Annotated in this window: 20 protein-coding genes; 7 read left to right on the top strand and 13 right to left on the bottom strand. The window is 68.8% G+C overall.

Annotated features, from left to right (window positions below):
- Positions 1-22: 22 nt before the first annotated feature.
- The 3 genes from AC1DSA_RS01520 to AC1DSA_RS01510 form a co-directional block, all read right to left on the bottom strand.
- Positions 23-1,168 carry a DNA topoisomerase IB gene (locus AC1DSA_RS01520; RefSeq protein WP_477885338.1) on the bottom strand — a complete coding sequence of 382 codons (1,146 nt, stop codon included), beginning with the start codon at positions 1,166-1,168 and terminating at the stop codon, positions 23-25.
- Positions 1,169-1,361: 193 nt separating this feature from the next.
- The gene (locus AC1DSA_RS01515; RefSeq protein ID WP_477885336.1) at positions 1,362-1,823 is read right to left on the bottom strand and encodes a hypothetical protein; all 462 of its coding nucleotides are present in this window, start codon (positions 1,821-1,823) and stop codon (positions 1,362-1,364) included.
- 107 nt (positions 1,824-1,930) lie between these two features.
- Positions 1,931-2,233 carry a hypothetical protein gene (locus AC1DSA_RS01510; protein ID WP_477885334.1) on the bottom strand — a complete coding sequence of 101 codons (303 nt, stop codon included), beginning with the start codon at positions 2,231-2,233 and terminating at the stop codon, positions 1,931-1,933.
- 125 nt (positions 2,234-2,358) lie between these two features.
- Here AC1DSA_RS01510 and greB point away from each other — a divergent pair, with 125 nt between their 5' ends.
- Positions 2,359-2,928 (top strand): transcription elongation factor GreB, encoded by a 570-nt coding sequence (greB, locus tag AC1DSA_RS01505; protein WP_477885332.1) that lies wholly within the window; start codon positions 2,359-2,361, stop codon positions 2,926-2,928.
- On the opposite strand, the gene AC1DSA_RS01500 is transcribed toward greB, so the two are convergent.
- The 4 genes from AC1DSA_RS01500 to AC1DSA_RS01485 all read right to left on the bottom strand — a co-directional run bounded on the left by AC1DSA_RS01500 (position 2,925) and on the right by AC1DSA_RS01485 (position 7,146).
- Positions 2,925-5,189 (bottom strand): RelA/SpoT family protein, encoded by a 2,265-nt coding sequence (locus AC1DSA_RS01500; RefSeq protein WP_477885330.1) that lies wholly within the window; start codon positions 5,187-5,189, stop codon positions 2,925-2,927. The two genes, greB and AC1DSA_RS01500, sit on opposite strands and share 4 nt — an antisense overlap.
- Positions 5,190-5,278: 89 nt before the next feature.
- Positions 5,279-5,482 (bottom strand): DNA-directed RNA polymerase subunit omega, encoded by a 204-nt coding sequence (gene rpoZ, locus AC1DSA_RS01495; protein WP_193675122.1) that lies wholly within the window; start codon positions 5,480-5,482, stop codon positions 5,279-5,281.
- 21 nt (positions 5,483-5,503) lie between these two features.
- Positions 5,504-6,121 carry a guanylate kinase gene (gene gmk, locus AC1DSA_RS01490; protein ID WP_477885327.1) on the bottom strand — a complete coding sequence of 206 codons (618 nt, stop codon included), beginning with the start codon at positions 6,119-6,121 and terminating at the stop codon, positions 5,504-5,506.
- Between the two features lie 104 nt (positions 6,122-6,225).
- Positions 6,226-7,146, bottom strand: a complete 921-nt coding sequence (locus AC1DSA_RS01485) for a YicC/YloC family endoribonuclease (RefSeq protein ID WP_477885325.1) — start codon at positions 7,144-7,146, stop codon at positions 6,226-6,228.
- A 76-nt stretch (positions 7,147-7,222) separates the two neighbouring features.
- Between AC1DSA_RS01485 and AC1DSA_RS01480 the strand changes: the two genes are divergently transcribed.
- The 5 genes from AC1DSA_RS01480 (at position 7,223) to hemW (ending at position 11,875) form a co-directional block, all read left to right on the top strand.
- Entirely contained in the window at positions 7,223-8,227 is a 1,005-nt protein-coding gene (locus AC1DSA_RS01480) for a serine/threonine protein kinase (RefSeq protein ID WP_477885323.1), read from the top strand.
- Positions 8,228-8,309: 82 nt separating this feature from the next.
- A complete protein-coding gene (locus AC1DSA_RS01475; protein ID WP_477885321.1) occupies positions 8,310-9,212 on the top strand; it encodes a PP2C family protein-serine/threonine phosphatase in 903 nt (300 codons plus the stop codon).
- A 76-nt stretch (positions 9,213-9,288) separates the two neighbouring features.
- A complete protein-coding gene (gene rph, locus AC1DSA_RS01470) occupies positions 9,289-10,017 on the top strand; it encodes a ribonuclease PH (protein ID WP_477885319.1) in 729 nt (242 codons plus the stop codon).
- 56 nt (positions 10,018-10,073) lie between these two features.
- Positions 10,074-10,619 carry a non-canonical purine NTP pyrophosphatase gene (locus AC1DSA_RS01465; RefSeq protein WP_477885952.1) on the top strand — a complete coding sequence of 182 codons (546 nt, stop codon included), beginning with the start codon at positions 10,074-10,076 and terminating at the stop codon, positions 10,617-10,619.
- On the top strand, positions 10,616-11,875 hold the full coding sequence (gene hemW, locus AC1DSA_RS01460; protein ID WP_477885317.1) for a radical SAM family heme chaperone HemW: 1,260 nt from the start codon (positions 10,616-10,618) through the stop codon (positions 11,873-11,875). The genes AC1DSA_RS01465 and hemW overlap by 4 nt, the downstream gene beginning before the upstream one ends.
- A 53-nt stretch (positions 11,876-11,928) precedes the next feature.
- Here the strand turns inward: hemW and AC1DSA_RS01455 are convergent, their stop codons facing one another.
- Complete coding sequence (locus AC1DSA_RS01455; RefSeq protein ID WP_477885315.1) at positions 11,929-12,225, bottom strand: hypothetical protein; 297 nt, start codon at positions 12,223-12,225, stop codon at positions 11,929-11,931.
- A gap of 119 nt (positions 12,226-12,344) precedes the next feature.
- On the opposite strand from AC1DSA_RS01455, the gene AC1DSA_RS01450 reads away from it, so the two are divergent.
- On the top strand, positions 12,345-12,869 hold the full coding sequence (locus AC1DSA_RS01450) for a PAS domain S-box protein (protein ID WP_477885313.1): 525 nt from the start codon (positions 12,345-12,347) through the stop codon (positions 12,867-12,869).
- A gap of 1,108 nt (positions 12,870-13,977) precedes the next feature.
- Here AC1DSA_RS01450 and AC1DSA_RS01445 read toward each other — a convergent pair.
- The 5 genes from AC1DSA_RS01445 to AC1DSA_RS01425 all read right to left on the bottom strand — a co-directional run bounded on the left by AC1DSA_RS01445 (position 13,978) and on the right by AC1DSA_RS01425 (position 17,920).
- Positions 13,978-14,886 (bottom strand): hypothetical protein, encoded by a 909-nt coding sequence (locus AC1DSA_RS01445; RefSeq protein ID WP_477885311.1) that lies wholly within the window; start codon positions 14,884-14,886, stop codon positions 13,978-13,980.
- Between the two features lie 85 nt (positions 14,887-14,971).
- The gene (gene xth, locus AC1DSA_RS01440) at positions 14,972-15,784 is read right to left on the bottom strand and encodes an exodeoxyribonuclease III (protein ID WP_477885310.1); all 813 of its coding nucleotides are present in this window, start codon (positions 15,782-15,784) and stop codon (positions 14,972-14,974) included.
- An 11-nt stretch (positions 15,785-15,795) separates the two neighbouring features.
- Positions 15,796-16,572, bottom strand: a complete 777-nt coding sequence (locus tag AC1DSA_RS01435; RefSeq protein WP_477885308.1) for a thiazole synthase — start codon at positions 16,570-16,572, stop codon at positions 15,796-15,798.
- A 5-nt stretch (positions 16,573-16,577) separates the two neighbouring features.
- On the bottom strand, positions 16,578-16,787 hold the full coding sequence (thiS, locus tag AC1DSA_RS01430; RefSeq protein WP_477885306.1) for a sulfur carrier protein ThiS: 210 nt from the start codon (positions 16,785-16,787) through the stop codon (positions 16,578-16,580).
- A complete protein-coding gene (locus AC1DSA_RS01425; protein ID WP_477885304.1) occupies positions 16,784-17,920 on the bottom strand; it encodes an FAD-dependent oxidoreductase in 1,137 nt (378 codons plus the stop codon). Before AC1DSA_RS01425 ends, thiS begins: the two co-directional genes overlap by 4 nt.
- Positions 17,921-17,941 lie beyond the last annotated feature (21 nt).

Below are 17,941 nucleotides of genomic sequence, written 5' to 3'. Positions count from 1 at the left end.
CCGGGAATCCGGGGGCCACGCCTCAAGCCTTGCGGCGGCCCTTCTCCTTGCGCTTCACCGCGGCCAGGCTGTCCGTCAGCGCATCCGCCAGCGTCCTCTTCAGCCGGGCCTCCAGCAACGCCAGCACGGCGGCCTCCTCCGGCTTCAGCTGCGCGAGGTCGTCGCGCAGCGCGTCTTCCACGCTCTCCTTCATCTGCAGCAGCAGCGGTCCTTCCGCGTAGGCGCTAAGCACCTCGGGGTGGATGTAGCACTTGCGGCAGATGGTGGGCGTGTTGCCGAGGCGCGAGGCGACGCGTTCGATGGCGGCCTTGAGGTTCTTCTTCTGCGTCGCCTTGGTGTCGAACTCCTCGAATTCGCGCAACGCCATCGCCGCCATGACGGTGCCTGCCCAGGTCCGGAAGTCCTTGGCGGTGATGTCACGGCCCGTGATCTCCTTCAGGTAGGCATTGACGTCGGCGGAGGTCACCTCGCGCACCTCGCCGGCCTCGTCCCGGTACTGGAACAGGCGCTGGCCGGGCAGGTCCTGGCAGGCGCGGATGATCTTGGCGATGCGCCGGTCCTTCACCTGCAGGCGCCACTGCTTGCCGCTCTTGCCCTTGAACTGGAAGCGCAGCTCCGATCCTTCCACCTTCACGTGCGGGTTGCGCAGGGTGGTGAGTCCGTAGCTCTTGTTGGCCCTGGCGTAATCGTCGTTGCCCACGCGGATCAGCGTGGTCTCCAGCAGGTGCACCACCGTGGCCAGCACCTTCTCGCGCGGCAGCCCGCGCAGCGTCATGTGCCCGGCCAGGCGCTCCCGGATCGCGGGCAGCGCGCGCGCGAACTCCAGCATGTGCTCGTACTTCGTGCTGTCGCGCACCTCTCGGAACTGCGGGTGGTAGCGGTACTGCTTGCGCCCCCGCGCATCGCGACCCGTGGCTTGCAGGTGGCCATTGGCCTTGGGGCAGATCCACACGTCGCTCCAGGCCGGCGGGATCGCCAGCTTGCGCACGCGCTCCAGCGTGGCCGCGTCTTCGAGGGGGTCGCCCGACGGCTTGTAGTAGCGGAAGTCGTCACCGGCACGCTCGCGGCGCAGGCCGCGATCCTCGTCGCTCACGTAGACCAGGCCCGCGGACTCGGCCGCCTCCCGCGGGTCGATCGGCGTCGCAGCGAGCGTTTCGGCTTCCTTCATGTCCGCCGCAGGCAGGCCAGCGGCGCGTGCGCGCACGCGCATGCGCTGGCCGGCGCGACATCGGTCCACAGGGAAAGGCCAGGACAGATCTGCACCGCCGCAGTGTGGACCGGGTCCCGAACTGCCTGGCGTCGGACAGGGGCTACGCTTGCCACAGGACGCCGCCGCCGCACAGCGCCCGGAGGCGCCAGCCTCAGCGCCAGGGTCGTTCGGCCAGCGCGTCGCGCAGTTGCCGTACCAGCGCGGCGACGGCCTGGCCGTCTTCCGCCAGCATGGCGCCGGCACCGAAGCGGTAGAACTCGGCCCAGCGAACGTGCCAGTCGCGGGTGTCCGTCAGTTCGACGTACAGCGACGGCTCGTTGCCCGTGGCGTGGCACTTGCCGGAGATCAGGTGGCCCACGCGCAGTTCGCGACAGATCAGCTCGACCGCATGGGGCGGCGCATTGGACAGGAATTCCGAACTGATCAGGATGGCGCCGATGGCGGGGTCGGCGGCCAGCCGGTTCCGCAGCCGGTCCGCGATGTCGTTGCCGAGCATGCGCAGCGCGGGATCGCGCCCGCATGGAATGAAGGGGAGCAAGGCCACGAGGGGCCGCCCCACCAGGGGGGTGAGATTCCGTGGCGAGGCCGGATCGGCCCGGTCGAATGCGTTCACTTGGACAGCCTGGCGCGAACCCATGGTGCGGCCCATTCTAGGCAGCGCGCCTGCGCCGGTCTCCCCCAAAGAGGGGGGAAATGCCGGAATAAACGGTGATCCAGTGCTCAGTGCGGATGTTCGTTCCGGCTTGCGCGGTGCCACGCGGCGCGGGCCGCTTCCCGCGCCTCTTCCCACCGCAGGCGGGACCGACCGCGCACCCGATTGAAGTCGTCCTTGAGGTCGCTTTCCAACTGCTCGAACTCGCCGTTGCGGCGCACGGGACCGGTGTAGCCGACCCGGTACGCCGGGCCGTAGTCCTCGTAGGTGAACTCGCTGCGGTAGTACGGCTCGCGCCGGAAGGCATCGCGCCAGTAGGCCTCTTCGGCGGTCGGGTTGATCAGGGGCAGGGCGGCGGATGGGGTGCGCATGCGGCTTCCTCGAGGTGAGGCCATCGTGCGGCGTGCGACCCGCCTCGACGGTAGGGCGGGCCACCCTTGTCCCTGTAGGACGGCGGCGCTGCACGGCGCCGCTTCCAGTCGCTATGCTTGCTCGCATGAGCAAGGCGTTCACCCGCGAAACCGACACCGAGGACGACGAGGACGGCGGTGCCGGCCTGCCTCCGCTTCCGGCCGGCGGCAAGAACTACATCACCCCGCAAGGCTATGGCCGCCTGCGCGCGGAACTGCTGCAACTGATCGACGACGAGCGTCCCAAGGTGGTGGAAGTGGTGCACTGGGCCGCCAGCAACGGCGACCGCTCCGAGAACGGCGACTACCTCTATGGCAAGAAGCGGCTGCGCGAGATCGACCGCCGCATCCGCTTCCTGACCAAGCGGCTGGAGATCGCCGAGGTCACCGATCCGACGCTGCACCACGGGCATGACCAGGTGTTCTTCGGCGCCACCGTGACCTACGCGGAGGAGGACACCGGCGTGGAACGCACGGTCACCATCCTCGGCATCGACGAAGCAGACAGCGCGCAGGGGCAGGTGAGCTGGATTTCGCCGATCGCACGGGCACTGCTGAAAGCGCGGGAAGGGGACGTCGTGAAGCTGGTGACGCCGGCCGGCCCCAAGGACATCGAGATCCTGAAGGTGGACTACCCGGCGCCCGCGACGGCCTAGCTGCCGGGCCGGATCCGCACCGCGCTCATCACGCTGGGGGTGCGCTTGAGGTTGCGCAGCACCGATTCGAGGTGCGCGCGGTCCCGCACCGAAACGACGAAGCGCAGGTCGGTTGCATCCTGCGCGCGTTCGTCGTCCATGTCCACGTGCGTGATGTCGGCCTCGCCGTTGGCCAGCGCCGCAGCCACCCGCGCCAGCGCGCCCTTGCCATTGGCGACCGTGACCAGCACCCCGGTCTCGAAGGACCGCACCGGCTCGTCCGCCCACTCCACGCCGATGAAACGCTCGGCATCCTTGTGCTGCAGCCGCTTGGCCACGCTGCAATCGGCGGTGTGCACGACCAGGCCCTCGCCGCGCCCCAGGTAGCCCAGGATGGCATCGCCCGGCACGGGCCGGCAGCAGGTGGCGAACTGCACGGAAGCGTTCTCGCTGCCGTCCAGGGTCAGGCCGCCCTGCGACACGTTCTCGTGCGCGGTGAAGCGCTCGCGGCTGATCAGCAGGGCGTCCGGCTTCTCGCCCTGTTCGGCCAGCAGGGTCATCAGGCGCTTGGCGACGATGCCGGCGATGCGCCGGCCCAGGCCCAGGTCCGTCAGCAGTTCGGAGCGGCTGCGGTTGCCGGTGAAGCGCAGCAGCTTTTCCCACAGCTGCTGGTACGCACCTTCCTCGGGCGGCAGCTTGTCCATGCCTTCCGCGCGCAGGGCCTGCGCCAGCAGCTTTTCACCCAGCTGCTGCGACTCGGCATGGGCCAGGGTCTTCAAATGGTGACGGATCTTCGAGCGCGCGCGGCCGGTGCGAACGAAGCCGAGCCAGGCCGGATTGGGCGTGGACACCGGCGCCGTGACCACTTCCACCACGTCGCCGTTCTTCAGTTCCGTGCGCAGCGGCACCTGGGCGCCGTTGATGCGCGCGGCCACCGTGTGGTCGCCCACGTCCGAGTGGATGGCGTAGGCGAAGTCGACCACGGTCGCGCCCCGGGGCAGCGCCAGGATCTGGCTCTTGGGCGTGAACACGTAGACGGCGTCCGGGAACAGGTCGATCTTGACGTGGTCCCAGAACTCCGCCGCGTCGCGCGTCTCGTTCTGGATGTCCAGCAGGGACTGCAGCCACTTGGTGCCCAGGCGTTCCGTGCTCTCTTCCTGCGGACCGGCCGCCTTGTACAGCCAGTGCGCGGCGACGCCCGATTCGGCGACCAGGTGCATGGCCTCGGTGCGCAACTGGAACTCCACGTTCACCCCGGACGGCCCGACCAGCGTGGTGTGCAGCGACTGGTAGCCGTTGATCTTCGGGATCGCAATGTGGTCCTTGAACTTGCCCGGGACCGGCTTGTACAGCTGGTGCAGGATGCCCAGCGAGGTGTAGCACTCGGTGACCGAGGGCACGATCACGCGGAAGCCATAGATGTCCGTGACCTGCGCGAACGACAGGTGTTTCTCGTCCATCTTGCGGTAGATGGAGTACAGGGTCTTCTCGCGCCCGGCGATGCGCACCTGGATGCCGGCGCTGTCGAACGCGTTCTCCACGTCGCGCTGCACCTTCTGGATCAGGTCGCGGCGGCGGCTGCGGGCGCGCGACACCGCCTTGGACAGGACCGCGTGGCGCCAGGGCCGCAGGTAGCGGAACGACAGCTCCTGCAGTTCGCGGTAGGTGGTGTTCAGGCCCAGCCGGTGGGCGATCGGCGCATAGATGTCCAGCGTCTCGCCGGCGATGCGGTTCCACTTCTCGCGCGGCACGTCTTCCAGCGTCCGCATGTTGTGCGAGCGGTCGGCCAGCTTCACCAGGATCACGCGCACGTCGCGCGCCATGGCCAGCAGCATCTTGCGGAAGCTCTCGGCCTGGTTCTCCTCACGCGTATTGAACTGCAGCTTGTCGAGCTTGGTGAGTCCGTCGACCAGTTCGGCCACCGGCGCGCCGAAGCGCTCGATCAGCTGGGGCTTGGTGACGCCGCAATCCTCGATCGCATCGTGCAGCAAGGCGGCCATCAGGGCCTGGGCGTCGAGCTTCCACTCGGCGCATTGCGCCGCCACGGCGATCGGGTGGGTGATGTAAGGCTCGCCGCTTGCGCGCATCTGCCCCAGGTGCGACTCGTCGGCGAATCGGTAGGCCTTGCGGACGAGGTCCACTTCGGCCGGGTCGAGATAGTCGAGGCGGGCGGTCAGCGCGGCAAAGCTGGCCGCTGCGGCGTTGGCCGCGGCAGGGGAGGGGAGGATCGGGCTGCTGGGCCGTTTGCCGCTGCCCGAAATCGGTGGGAGCACCGCGCTCATGCCCTTAATGTAGCGCGCGCCCACCCGCGAGGGACGCAGCCAATGAAAAACGCTCCCATCGGGAGCGTTTTTTCAGCGTCGGCCGAGCTTCAGCCCGGGACTTTCTTGAGCATCTCCAGGCCGATCTTGCCTTCGGCGATCTCGCGCAGGGCGGTGACGCCCGGCTTGTTCTTGCTCTCGATCTTGGGGGCGTGGCCCTGGCTCAGCATGCGGGCGCGGTAGGTCGCGGCGAGCACCAGCTGGAAGCGGTTGGGGATCTTTGCGAGGCAGTCTTCGACGGTGATACGGGCCATGGAACTCTCCGGTGCGGGGGCTTAGATGCCGAGCGCCTGGAAGGTGTCGGCGCGGGCGCGGCGCTGGGACACGTACTTCAGGCGCTGGGAGTGCACGATCGCTTTGAGGTCAAAAAGCGCGCGCTCAAATAACTCGTTGATTATAACGAAGTCGAATTCCTTCGCCTGGGTCAGTTCGGAAGCCGCATTCTGCAGTCGGGTTTCGATCACTTCGGGCGCGTCCTCGCCGCGCCGCTCCAGCCGCGAGCGCAGTTCCTCCCAGCTGGGGGGCAGGATGAAGATCAGGACGGCATTGGTGAAGATGCGCTTGATCTGCAGCGCGCCTTGCCAGTCGATCTCCAGGATCACGTCGGCGCCGTGCAGGATGCGGTCCTCGATCGCCTTCTTGGAGGTGCCGTAGCGCCGGCCGTGCACGTGGGCCCATTCCACGAAAACGTCGGCCAGCACCATCTGGTCGAACTCGCTTTCGGAGACGAAGAAGTATTCGCGCCCGTGCTTTTCCTGGCCGCGGGGCTGGCGGGTGGTGTGCGAAACGGAAGGCTGGACGTGGGAATCGAGCTCCAGCAAGGCCTTCACCAGGCTGGACTTGCCGGCGCCGCTGGGGGCGGCGACGACAAAGAGGTTGCCGGGGTAATCCATGCCGGATTGTAATGAAGCCGCGGCCTGCGACGGGTCGTCCCCGGGGGCTCAAGCCCTTCGCGGTCCGTTGCCGAAGGGCACGCCGGCAAGCGCGGGCCCCTGGCTCACTCCAGGTTCTGGACCTGTTCGCGCATCTGCTCGATCAGGACCTTCATGTCGACGGAGATCTTGGTCAGCTCCAGCGCCGCGGACTTGGACCCCAGCGTGTTCGCCTCGCGGTGCAGTTCCTGGATCAGGAAGTCCAGGCGCTTGCCGATCTCCCCGCCCTTCTTGATCAGGCGTTCGATCTCGTCGACGTGCGCGGCCAGCCGCGTGAGTTCCTCGGCCACGTCGATGCGGATGGCAAACGCCGTGGCCTCGGTCAGCGCCCGGTCCTGGGCCGCCTCCGGGGTCGCGCCGCCTTCGCCCAGCGCCATGGCTTCCTTCCACCGGTCCAGGAAACGCTGGCGCTGCTGCTCCACCAGCTGGGGCACCATCGGCTTGGCCTGGTCGGCCAGCGCGCGCAACTGCGCCAGGTGCCCGAGCAGCATCTTGGCCAGGCGCGCGCCTTCCCGCTCGCGGGCGGAGACCAGGTCGGCGAGCACCTTGGCCGCCAGCTCCTGCAGCGAGTCGCCCCAGTCCACCGAACTGTCGCCTTCGGCCGAGGACAGGCGCAGGACCTCCGCCACGGAGAGCGCGGCCGCCGTGGGCATCCAGGTCTTCACCGTGTCCTGCACCGCCGCGAGGCGCTGCAGCGTGGCCATCGTCGGCTCGCGCGCGGCCTCGCCCGCGGCGCCTTCCACGCCGGCCCGCACTTCCACCTTGCCGCGCTTGATGCGCGAGGCAATCAGCTCGCGCAGCGCGGGTTCATGGGAGCGCAGTTCCTCCCCGAGCCGGAAGGACAGGTCAAGAAACCGGCTGTTGACGGACCGGATTTCGAGCCCGAGCCGCATGGGTGTTGCGGACTTGCCGCCTTCGTGGCCGGTGGGCACGTTTCCAGGGCTCAGTTGTGCCGAGGCGTAACCGGTCATGCTGTAGACTGGCATGCAGAGGAGTGTTTGAAGTCGTTGCGGGAAGTGCGAGAGCGCGAAGGGCGCGTCAGCGCCCCACTATCTTCGAATTATGTCAAAGCTCAAACCGGCCCCCTTACCGCCGGATACCGTGATCGGTGGCTACCGTGTGGTGCGCAAGCTGTCCTCCGGGGGCTTTGGCGTCGTCTATCTCGCGGTCGACAACGAGGGCCAGCAGGTCGCCATCAAGGAATACCTGCCCTCGTCGCTCGCCACGCGCCCCCCGGGTGAACTGCTGCCGCAGGTCGCGCCCGAAAAGCTGTCCCTGTACCGCCTCGGCCTGAAAAGCTTCTTCGAGGAAGGCCGCTCGCTCGCCCAGATCTCGCACAGCTCCGTGGTGAGCGTGCTGAATTTCTTCCGCGAGAACGAGACCGTCTACATGGTGATGAACTACCTGGAGGGCGCGACCCTGCAGGACTTCATCATCACCGCGCGCGAACTCAAGAAGCAGAAGGTGTTCCGCGAGTCGACCATCCGCTCGCTGTTCGACGAGATCCTGCGCGGCCTGCGCATCGTGCACCAGCACAAGATGCTGCACCTGGACATCAAGCCGGCCAACATCTTCATCACCGACGACAACCGCGCCGTGATGATCGATTTCGGCGCCGCCCGCGAAGTGCTGTCCAAGGAGGGCAACTTCATCCGCCCCATGTACACGCCGGGATTCGCCGCACCCGAGATGTACCGGCGCGACTCCTCCATGGGGCCCTGGACCGACATCTATGCCATCGGCGCCTGCATCTATGCCTGCATGCAGGGCTACCCTCCCAACGATGCGCCGCAGCGACTGGAGAAGGACCGCCTGTCGCTCGCGCTCTCCCGCCTGCGCGGGGTGTACTCCGACAACCTGATCGAGGTGGTCGAATGGTGCATGTCGCTCGATCCGCTGTCCCGTCCGCAATCGGTGTTCGCGCTCCAGAAGGAGCTGAGCCGCGAAGGTGAACGCCGCTACACCAAGCTGTCGGTGGGCGAGAAGATGCGCCTGCAGTTCGACAACATGGTGAGCGACACCAAGAAGAGCATGAAGAAGACCGGCTTCGGAGCCAAGGCGAAATGAGGCCCCACGCTCCGGCACTGCGTGCGGTCGCTGCCCCCCGAGGGGGCTTCAGCCTCCTTGACGCGGCTCGGCGGAGGCTGACTTGAAGTTCTCCGTCTTCCAGATCAGCCGCAAGGGCGGTCGCGAGAAGAACGAAGACCGGATGGGCTATTGCTACACCCGCGAGTCCGGCCTGTTCCTGCTGGCGGACGGCATGGGCGGCCATCCGGAAGGCGAAGTCGCCGCGCAGCTGGCGCTGCAGACCATCTCCGCGCTGTACCAGAAGGAAGCGCGCCCCATCGTCAAGGACGTGACCGAGTTCCTCTCGGTCTCCCTGATGGCGGCGCACCACCAGATCATCCGCTACGCAAGCGAGAAGGGCATGCTGGACACGCCCCGTACCACGCTGGTGGCGGCCATCGTGCAGGGCACGCACGCGACCTGGGTGCACTGCGGCGACTCGCGGCTGTACGTCGTGCGCGGCAACGAGATGCTCACGCGCACCCGCGACCATTCCTACCTGGAGCAGCAGAACGCGGGCGTGATCCGGATGGACCGGATCAACCGCAACATCCTGTTCACCTGCCTGGGCTCGCCCACCAAGCCGGTGTTCGACGTCACCGGACCGATCCAGCTGCAGCAGGGCGACAAGATCCTGCTGTGCTCCGACGGCCTGTGGGGCAGCCTGGGCGACGAGGACATCGTGCGCGAGATGGCCTCCAAGCCGGTCGCCGAAGCGGTGCCGGACCTGGTCGAAAGTGCGCTGCGCAATGGCGGCGAGCACTCCGACAACGTGACCGTGATCGCGATGGAATGGGAGACGCCGGACACCTTCGAGTCCACCCGCGGCATCTCCACCGACAGCATCTCCGACGGCGTGTTCGCCTCCACCATCCAGGCCGGCGTGCTGGACACCCTGGTGGACGACCTCGACGATGCCGCCATCGAGCGCTCCATCGCCGAGATCAACGAAGCCATCCGGCGCTCCGCCGCCAAGAAGGCTTAAGCTTCCCGGATTCCCTGCCGTCCCGGGCTCGACCCGGGATCCACGCCGGCCTGGCCGGCTTGCCTATCATTCCCCCATGACCTCATTCATCCGAAGCGGCCAGCGTGCCGCCGACCAGCTGCGTCCCGTGCGCATCACCCGCGGCTTCACCGTGCATGCCGAGGGCTCCGTGCTCATCGAGTTCGGCGACACCCGCGTGCTGTGCACCGCCTCCGTCGAGGAAAAAGTGCCGCCGCACAAGCGCGGCAGCGGCGAGGGCTGGGTGACCGCCGAATACGGCATGCTGCCGCGCGCCACCCACACGCGCGGCGACCGCGAGGCCGCGCGCGGCAAGCAGAGCGGCCGCACCCAGGAGATCCAGCGGTTGATCGGCCGCAGCCTGCGCGCCGTGTTCGACCTGAAGAAGCTCGGCGAGCGCACCATCACCCTGGACTGCGACGTCCTGCAGGCCGATGGCGGCACCCGCACCGCCGCCATCACCGGCGCGTTCGTCGCGGCGCAGGATGCCGTGGCCAAGCTGCTGCGCGACGGCAAGCTGCGGGAATCGCCCATCACCAGCCATGTCGCCGCCATCTCGGTGGGCATCGTCGAGGGCACCGAATTGCTCGACCTGGAGTACGTCGAGGACGTCGCCTGCGACACCGACATGAACGTGGTGATGACCGGCGCCGGCCACTACGTGGAGGTGCAGGGCACCGCCGAGGGCGTGGCTTTCACCCGCAAGGAAATGGACGAGCTGCTGCGCCTGGCCGAAAAAGGCATCGCGGAACTGGTCGCCCTGCAAGAGAAGGCGCTGCAGGCGTGATCGACCGGATCGTCCTGGCGTCCAACAACAAGGGCAAGCTCGCCGAGCTGCAGGCCATGTTCGCGCCGCTGGGCATCGCGCTGGTGCGCCAGGGCGAGCTCGGCGTGCCGGAAGCGGAGGAGCCGCACCGCACCTTCGTGGAGAACGCGCTGGCCAAGGCGCGCAATGCGGCCCAGCACACCGGGCTGCCGGCGATCGCCGACGACGCCGGCCTTTGCGTCGATGCCTTCGATGGGCTGCCGGGCGTGGACACCGCGTTCTACGCGACGCAGTTCGGCTATCCCAAGGGCGACGACCACAACGTGAAGGCCCTGCTGGAGCAGATGCGTGATATCGAGGATCGCCGCGCCGCCCTGGTAAGCACCCTGGTGGCGGTGCGCAGCCCGAACGATCCCGAACCCCTGATCGCGGTCGGCCGTGCGGTCGGCGAGATCGCACGGGCGCCGCAGGGCAGCCAGGGCTTCGGCTTCGATCCGGTGATGTTCATCCCGGCCTTCGGCAAGACCTTCGCCGAGCTGCCGTCGGAGGTGAAGAACGCCCACAGCCACCGCGGCCAGGCGGCCCGGCAGATGGTGCAGCTGATCCGGGAGCGCTGGCTGTGAACGAGATCCAGCGCTACCTGCGGCCCGGAACGCTGCAACTGCCGGCGCTGCCGCCCTTGTCGCTGTACGTGCACCTGCCGTGGTGCCTGAAGAAGTGCCCGTACTGCGACTTCAATTCGCACGAACTGGCGCCCCAGCCGCCGGCGGAATCGGTGCTGCAACGGGTGGCCTCCGGTGGCGGGCGGCCCGGCGCCGGATGGCAGGCGTCGGCGCTGCCTGAAGTACGGTACCTCGACGCGCTGCGCGCCGACCTCGAAGCCGCACTGCCCCTGATCTGGGGACGCGAAGTGCACAGCGTCTTCATCGGCGGCGGCACGCCCAGCCTGTTCTCGCCGGAGGGCATCGACCGGCTGCTGTCGGACGTGCGCGCTCGCGTGAAGCTGGCGGCGGACGCCGAAATCACGCTGGAAGCCAACCCGGGCACCTTCGAGAAGGACCGCTTCAAGGCCTTCCGCCAGGCCGGCGTCACGCGCCTGTCGGTCGGCGTGCAGAGCTTCAGCGACGCGCACCTGAAAGCGCTCGGCCGCGTCCATGACAGCCGGCAGGCGATCGCCGCGGTGGAAGAGGCGGCGGCGAACTTCGAAACCTTCAACCTCGACCTGATGTACGCGCTGCCGGGACAGACGCTGGAACAGCTGGAGGCGGACGTGACGCAGGCGCTGGCGCTGATGCCGCCGCACCTGTCGATCTACCACCTGACGATCGAACCCAACACCTACTTCGCCAAGTTCCCGCCGGTCACGCCACCGGAGGACCTGGCGTACGCCATGCTGGACCGCATCACGGAGATGACGGTGGCCACCGGCCTGGAACGCTACGAGGTCTCGGCCTATGCGAAGCCGGGCCATCGCTGCTGGCACAACTTCAACTACTGGAGCTTCGGCGACTACCTGGGCATCGGCGCCGGCGCGCACAGCAAGATCAGCTTCCCGCACCGCGTGATGCGCCAGGTGCGCAACCGCGAACCCAAGCTCTACATGGAGCACGCGCTGGCCGGCAACGCGATCGCGCAGGACGAAGAGGTTCCCCGCAGCGAGCTGCCGTTCGAGTTCATGCTCAATGCCCTGCGCCTGAAGGACGGCTTCTTGTTGCAGGACTTCAGCGACCGTACCGGCCTGCCGCTGTCCGCGATCGAGAAGCCGCTGCAGGAGGCGCAAGCGAAGGGGCTGGTGCGGCGCGACCTGGTGCGCGTGCAACCGACGGAGCGCGGCTTCGACTTTCTTACGGACCTGCAATCCCTTTTTCTAGCCAGCTGACGCGCGCCGCTCGCGCAAAGGGACCGCGGCGCGGTCCCTTCTTCATTGCGTCCTCAGTGCTGCCGCGGATCGCGATCGCCCATCGCGGCCTTCAGCGGGTCGATCGGTGGCGCCGGCCGGACGTTCTGGAAAGTCTCCACCACGCGGCGCACGATCTGCTTCTGCTCCTCCGTCCACTTCGCGAGCCGCTCCGATCCCAGCACGCTTTCCAGCGCCGTGATCAAGTGCAGCTGGAAGTGCTCGGGATTCGGGTGCGTGGCGATCAGCGAGGTGATCGTCACGTACGATGCCGTGTGCATCGCGATCAGGTGCTGCACCTCCCTGCGGAGGGCCGCGATCTCGTCTTCCATGCGCGTTCTTTCTGGGCGTTGTGCCTTGCCTGCCGCCGATGCTAGAGCAGACCCTGCCCGGCGTGTGTCGGACGCGGTCGCCCCAAGGGCCGCCACGCGGCCTGTGCGAGACTGCGGCGATGCGCCTGTTCGATGATCCCGACCTGTTGCGTGGCCTGCTCGAAGGCCTGCCCGAAGCCCTTGTCGTCGCCGACACCGGCGGCGTCATCCGCGGCTGGAACGCCGCCGCGGCGCGGCTGTTCGGCCACTCGCGCGAGGAGGCCGTTGGGGCCAGTCTCGACCTGATCCTGCCCGAGCGGTTCAAGCCGGCGCACGACGCCGGATTCGCCCGTGCCGTCGCCACCGGCGAACTGCGCGTCGGTGGCCGCGTGATGCGCACGCGCGCCGTCCACAAGAGCGGCGGCAAGCTCTACGTGGACTTCAGCTTCGCGCTGCTGAAGGACGCGCGGACAGGTCGTTGCGGTCTACGCGACCGGACGCGAAGCCCCGCCGGCGCCGGCTGCAGCGGCCTGATCAGCGCCGCAGCCGCGCGATCTCGCCTTCGGCGCGAACCACGTCGCGCGCATATTCGGCCAGGTAGCGGTCTCGCTCCTCGCTCTGCCACTGCCGCGACGAAAACGCATCGATACCGTAACGCTGGCTGAGGTGCACCACGCCCGGCAAGCGCGGCAGCGGCACCCGGTCGGGGAAGGCGTCGGGCTTGAGCAGGAACCCATCCACGTCGACCAGCTGCAGCGGGAAAGCCGGCTGGCGGTCGTGCACCAGCAGGCCGGGCAGCACCAGGTCGAACTCCACGGACCCGGCTGGCAGCATCTCGTTGAACTGCAGCAGCGCGAACGGAACGCCGCTGGCATCGCGCACGCGCGCACTGGCCACATAGCGGCCCGCCACCGGCACCTCCGCCTTCAGGTAGAAGTGCAGGTCGCCATCCACCAGCGCCTCGCGAACGCCGGCCCAGCGGCCCGCAGCGTCCGGCACGTAGATGACGTCGAAGCCCACGGTCCCGGCCTGCCCATTGGCCTGGAGGTCGACCCGCACGCGGATGCTGCCGCCCTGGCCCGCGAAGCCCTGGGTCGCCGGCGTCAGCCGCCCGGAATGGACCTCGTCGCCCGCCACCTCGTCCGCGCCCGCGCCGTCGTCCGTGAAGGGCACGTCGGCGCGCACCAGTTGCACCAGGGCCTTGCCGTCCGGCAGCGTCTGGGCCGCGGCGCTGCGCACCTGCAGCGGGACCACGGTGCCGCTGCCGTCGAAGGCCTGCAGCGTCATGCGCACGGATTCCGAGCTGGCGACGAACACGCGGTCCTGCGTGCTGCGCAGGCGCAATCCGGGCACCGGGCGGCCGTCGGCATCGCGCATCGGCAGATCTTCCTGCACGGGCGCGAAGGGCTGCACCTGGTCCGGATGCTCCGCGATCGGCCGCGCGGTCGGCGGGTAACGGGTCGCCTCGTAGTAGGCACGGTAGACCTGCTCCGCGCGTTCCTGGCGCTGGGACCACAGGCGCAGTTGCTGTTCGCGTGCCACCAGGCCGGCGGCACTGTAGGGGCCAGGGGCCGAGCCCGCGACCTGCGACGCGGGCGCCGGTGCTGCAGCAGCGGGTGCGGCCGCGGCCGGCGCCGGCTCGGCCGCATCCGACAGCAGCCAGTGCCAGCCGCCAATGCCGGCAGCGAGGACCGCTGCCGCCGCAACCACGCGCGACTGCCAGGAACCAGGCTTGCGCATCGCGCGTCTTTCGCCGTCGGATTGGCGAGCGCGCTACTGGGCGTACGCTTCCATGTCCGCGCGCAGCCGCGACACCACGCCGGCCCAGCTGCCGCGCGTGTGGTGATCGTAGGCCTCGCCGTCGTCGCGGAAGCTCACGTGGTGGTAGCTCCACTTGGTGCTGCCGCCCTCGTTGGGCCCGGCGCCGAGCGACAGGTAGTTGCAGAACCAGTCGGCCGGGTTGCAGTAGCTGCCACCGCTGCTGCCGGCGACTCCGCCCGCGGAATGGTAGGCCACCACTTCGTCGTCCTGGCCCGGCAGCAACGCGGAATAGGACGTGCCACGTGCGCCGGCATACATGTAGAACCACTTGGCGCGCGTCTGGTTGTGGTCGTACATGGCGCGCGCGGTCGTCGTCTTCAGGTCCGAGGTGAGCGGATCGGAAACGGCCCAGGCGCCGTAGTTCGCCAGCTCGGTGCCGCCGCCGGAGCCGCCTGCCACGCCCACCCACTTGATGTTCCAGCCGGTCTGCGTGCCGCCGCTGCCGGAGCAGGTCCCGGCCGAGTTGGGCGACGCATTCTTGATCTCTCGCACCGTGCCACCGTAGAGCGCCAGCGCATAGCCGATCTGGTTGTCGCCCGCGCTGTGGGCCGCGAGGTAGCACCAATTGCTGCCTGTGCAGTAGCAATCCAGCGCGTCGCGGATGCGTCCGTTGCTCACCGAGATGCGGTTGTAGCCGTCCCAGTTGATCGAACGCTTGTTCACCCCGGCGTTGACGCTGTCGGGTCCCCAGTAGGTGAAGTCGAGATCGTTGCCGACCACGCCGCCGCCATTGCGGCCGTGGATCCAGAGGCTGTAGTTGGTGGCGCACACGCCGCCGGCGAGGGCGAGCAGCGCGGCCGTCAGCAGCCTTCTTCGCTTGCGCGCGGAGGTGTTGCGCGATGGGGTGGCGGCCTGGGTCATGATGCCCTCCTCCTTGGACTGCTGCGATAGGGAGCGCATCCTCCCGCTGACGCACAGGCGGCATGCCCGGAAAAACCCTGAGGCGCTAAAGCCCGTTGCCTCCCGCGGGAACTTTCCGCTCGACCGTTGTTTCTCGCAGGCGGATCCACGCCGGCGCGTGGTCGCTGGGCTTCTCGCGCCCGCGATGCTCCGCGTCCACGCCGGTGGCTTCGAGCCGCGGCAGCAGCGAGGGCGTCAGCAGCAGGAAGTCCATGCGGAAGCCGGCATTGCGCCGGAATGCCGCCTCGTTCACCCAGAAGGTGTAGACGCGCTCGTCGGGATGCAGCTGGCGCGTCGCGTCGATCCATCCCTGCGCCATCACGCGCGCCCAGTGCTCGCGCGTCTGCGGCTGCAGCACGGCGTCGAAGCGCCAGCTGCCGGCGTTGTAGATGTCGAAATTGGTCGGCACCACGTTGAAGTCGCCCGCCAGGATCACGTCGCGGCCGGAGTCCCTCAGCGTTTGCGCGTGCGCCTGCAACCGCTGCATCCAGCGCAGCTTGTAGTCGAAGTTCGGGCTGGGCACCGGATTGCCGTTGGGCAGGTAGACCGACACGATGCGCAGGCCGTGGATGTCGGCTTCCAGCCAGCGCGACGCGGCGTCGCCGTCGTTGCCGGGCAGGCCGCGCCGCACTTCCACCGGCGCGGCGCCGCGCGCCAGGATCGCCACGCCGTGGTGCGAGCGCTGGCCGTGCCAGATGGCGCCGTAGCCCGCGTCCTCGATGGCCCGGGCCGGAAAGGTCGCGTCGCCGGTCTTGATCTCCTGCAGGCAGGCGACGTCCGGTCGGGTTTCCTCCAGCCACTCGAGCAGGCGAGGCAGCCGGCCCTTCACCCCGTTGACGTTGAAGGTGGCGATCTTCATCGCCACCGAACTTACAGCACGAAGGGCTGTCCCGTCACCGGCGTGCTGGGCACGGCCATGTCCTGTTTGGCCATGATGCCGGCTTCGTAGCCCAGCCGTCCCGCCTCGACCGCGAGCCGGAAGGCGCGCGCCATCTTGACCGGATCGTGCGCGTGCGACACCGCCGTGTTGACCAGCACCGCGTCGTAGCCGAGCTCCATCGCCTGCACTGCATCCTTGGGTGAACCGATGCCGGCGTCGACCACCAGCAGCGCATCCGGAAGGCGCGCGCGCAGCGTGCGCAGCGCGGTCGGGTTCAGCAGGCCCTGGCCCGAGCCGATCGGTGCGCCCCAGGGCATCAGGATGCGGCAGCCCGCATCGAGCAGGCGCCGGCAGCTCACCAGGTCGTCGGTGCAGTAGGGGAAGACCTCGAAGCCGTCCTTCACCAGCGTGCGCGCCGCTTCCACCGTTTCGAAGGGATCGGGCTGCAGCGTGTGGTCGTCGCCGATCACTTCCAGCTTGATCCAGTGGGTGTCGAACAGCTCGCGCGCCATGTGGGCCAGCGTCACGGCTTCCTTGGCCGTCTTGCAGCCCGCGGTGTTGGGCAGCATGCGCGCGCCCGCCTTTCGGATGATTCCGTAGAAATCATTGGGCGTGCCGGCCGCGGCCAGCTGGCGCTTCAGGCTCACCGTCACGACCTCGGTGCCGGACGCCGCGATCGCGTCCTGCAGCACCTGGGGCGAGGGATAGCCGGCGGTTCCCTGGAAAAAACGGCTCGCGAGTTCGACGTCGCCGATGCGAAGTCCCATGGTGTTCATCCTCCTGTGATGGGCTGGAAAGTGAAGACGGCGTCGCCATCGCGCAGTTGCACGCCCGCGCGCGCCGAGCGGGGCACGAATTCGCCGTTGACGGCCGTGGCGAGCGACTGCGGCGGTTCGCCGAGCGCGGCGACGAGGTCGGCCAGCGACTGCGCCGGCTCGATGGCGCGCGGTTCGCCGTTGAGGGTGATCTGGCAAGTGCTCATGGCTGGAACCCTCGCAGGGCCTGCTCCACCAGCGCGGGGGCGATCAGCCACCCATGGCGGAACAGGCCGTTGATGCGTGTCAGGCCGGGCTCGGTCGCGAGCCGCGGCAGGTTGTCGGGCAGCGCGGGGCGCAGGTTGCTTTCGCTGTGGACGATGCGCGCCTCGGCCAGTTCGGGCACCACGCTGTGCGCGGCGGCCAGCAGTTCGACCGTGCTGCGCACCGAGACCGGCGAGCGGTCCTCGCTCTCGATCTCGCTGGCGCCCACCACCACCAGGTCCGGCGCGCGCGGCACCAGGTACACGCGGTGGCGCGGGTGCAGCAGTCGCAACGGCCGCGTGAGCTGCAGGCCCGGCGCCTGCAGCCAGAAGATCTCGCCGCGCACGCCGCGCACCGGCAGCTGGGGGCGCGCACCGGTGCCGCGCACGTCGAACACCCAGTCGAAGCGCTGCGTCCCGGCGCCCGCGCGCACGCCGCCCGGGTCGGCGCTCTCCACGGCCTGGCCCCAGTGCCAGAGCACGCGCGGCGCGGAGACGGCCAGCGCCTGCATCGCCTGCACGGTGTGTATGCGGCCTTCGTTGGGGATGCACCAGGCGTGCGCGGGCCCCCGAACCGACGGCTCCAGTTCCCGCAGCTGTTCCCCGCTGAGCCATTGAAGCTGTTCCCTGCCGGGCGCCGAGGGTTGCTCTCCGCTGAGCGAGTGGAGGTCCGCAGGCTGGCGGTGAGCGCGAAGCCGAACCCCAGCGCTTGCGGCGTCGCCAGATCGCCCTTCGCCATCGGCCTGCGCGGCCGACAGTTTGCTCTCCAGCAGATCGATCACCCGCCGCGCCGCGCCCTCGTCCCCGCGGTGCGCCAGCAGCAGGCTGCCGTCGAAGCGGCACTCCACCGGCACCGCCAGTTGCGCCAGCAGCTGCGGCCACAGCTCCATGCTGCGCAGGCCCAGGCGGAACACGTGCGCGTCGGCGCACTCCAGCTCGGCCACGGGGCTCAGCATCCCGGCCGCCGTGAAACCCGCGGCGCCGCGCGCCTCGGCATGCGGTGCGGGATCGAACACGTGGACTTCGTGGCCCGCGCGCGAAAGCTGGAAGGCGAGCAGCCGCCCGAGCAGGCCGGCGCCGGCGATGGCGATCTTCATCGCGGGCGGCCCGTGGGCAGG

The sequence above is a fragment of the Ramlibacter sp. P4_H7 genome, assembly GCF_056400765.1.
This window is presented reverse-complemented; position numbering and strand designations above follow the sequence as displayed.

Coding starts and splice junctions, on each gene's coding strand:
- AC1DSA_RS01520 (WP_477885338.1), bottom strand. CDS start 1,168: ATGAAGGAAGCCGAAACGCTCGCTGCGACGCCGATCGACCCGCGGGAG.
- AC1DSA_RS01510 (WP_477885334.1), bottom strand. CDS start 2,233: ATGCGCACCCCATCCGCCGCCCTGCCCCTGATCAACCCGACCGCCGAA.
- greB (WP_477885332.1), top strand. CDS start 2,359: ATGAGCAAGGCGTTCACCCGCGAAACCGACACCGAGGACGACGAGGAC.
- AC1DSA_RS01500 (WP_477885330.1), bottom strand. CDS start 5,189: ATGAGCGCGGTGCTCCCACCGATTTCGGGCAGCGGCAAACGGCCCAGC.
- rpoZ (WP_193675122.1), bottom strand. CDS start 5,482: ATGGCCCGTATCACCGTCGAAGACTGCCTCGCAAAGATCCCCAACCGC.
- gmk (WP_477885327.1), bottom strand. CDS start 6,121: ATGGATTACCCCGGCAACCTCTTTGTCGTCGCCGCCCCCAGCGGCGCC.
- AC1DSA_RS01485 (WP_477885325.1), bottom strand. CDS start 7,146: ATGCCAGTCTACAGCATGACCGGTTACGCCTCGGCACAACTGAGCCCT.
- AC1DSA_RS01480 (WP_477885323.1), top strand. CDS start 7,223: ATGTCAAAGCTCAAACCGGCCCCCTTACCGCCGGATACCGTGATCGGT.
- rph (WP_477885319.1), top strand. CDS start 9,289: ATGACCTCATTCATCCGAAGCGGCCAGCGTGCCGCCGACCAGCTGCGT.
- AC1DSA_RS01465 (WP_477885952.1), top strand. CDS start 10,074: ATGTTCGCGCCGCTGGGCATCGCGCTGGTGCGCCAGGGCGAGCTCGGC.
- AC1DSA_RS01455 (WP_477885315.1), bottom strand. CDS start 12,225: ATGGAAGACGAGATCGCGGCCCTCCGCAGGGAGGTGCAGCACCTGATC.
- AC1DSA_RS01450 (WP_477885313.1), top strand. CDS start 12,345: ATGCGCCTGTTCGATGATCCCGACCTGTTGCGTGGCCTGCTCGAAGGC.
- AC1DSA_RS01445 (WP_477885311.1), bottom strand. CDS start 14,886: ATGACCCAGGCCGCCACCCCATCGCGCAACACCTCCGCGCGCAAGCGA.
- xth (WP_477885310.1), bottom strand. CDS start 15,784: ATGAAGATCGCCACCTTCAACGTCAACGGGGTGAAGGGCCGGCTGCCT.
- AC1DSA_RS01435 (WP_477885308.1), bottom strand. CDS start 16,572: ATGGGACTTCGCATCGGCGACGTCGAACTCGCGAGCCGTTTTTTCCAG.
- thiS (WP_477885306.1), bottom strand. CDS start 16,787: ATGAGCACTTGCCAGATCACCCTCAACGGCGAACCGCGCGCCATCGAG.
- AC1DSA_RS01425 (WP_477885304.1), bottom strand. CDS start 17,920: ATGAAGATCGCCATCGCCGGCGCCGGCCTGCTCGGGCGGCTGCTCGCC.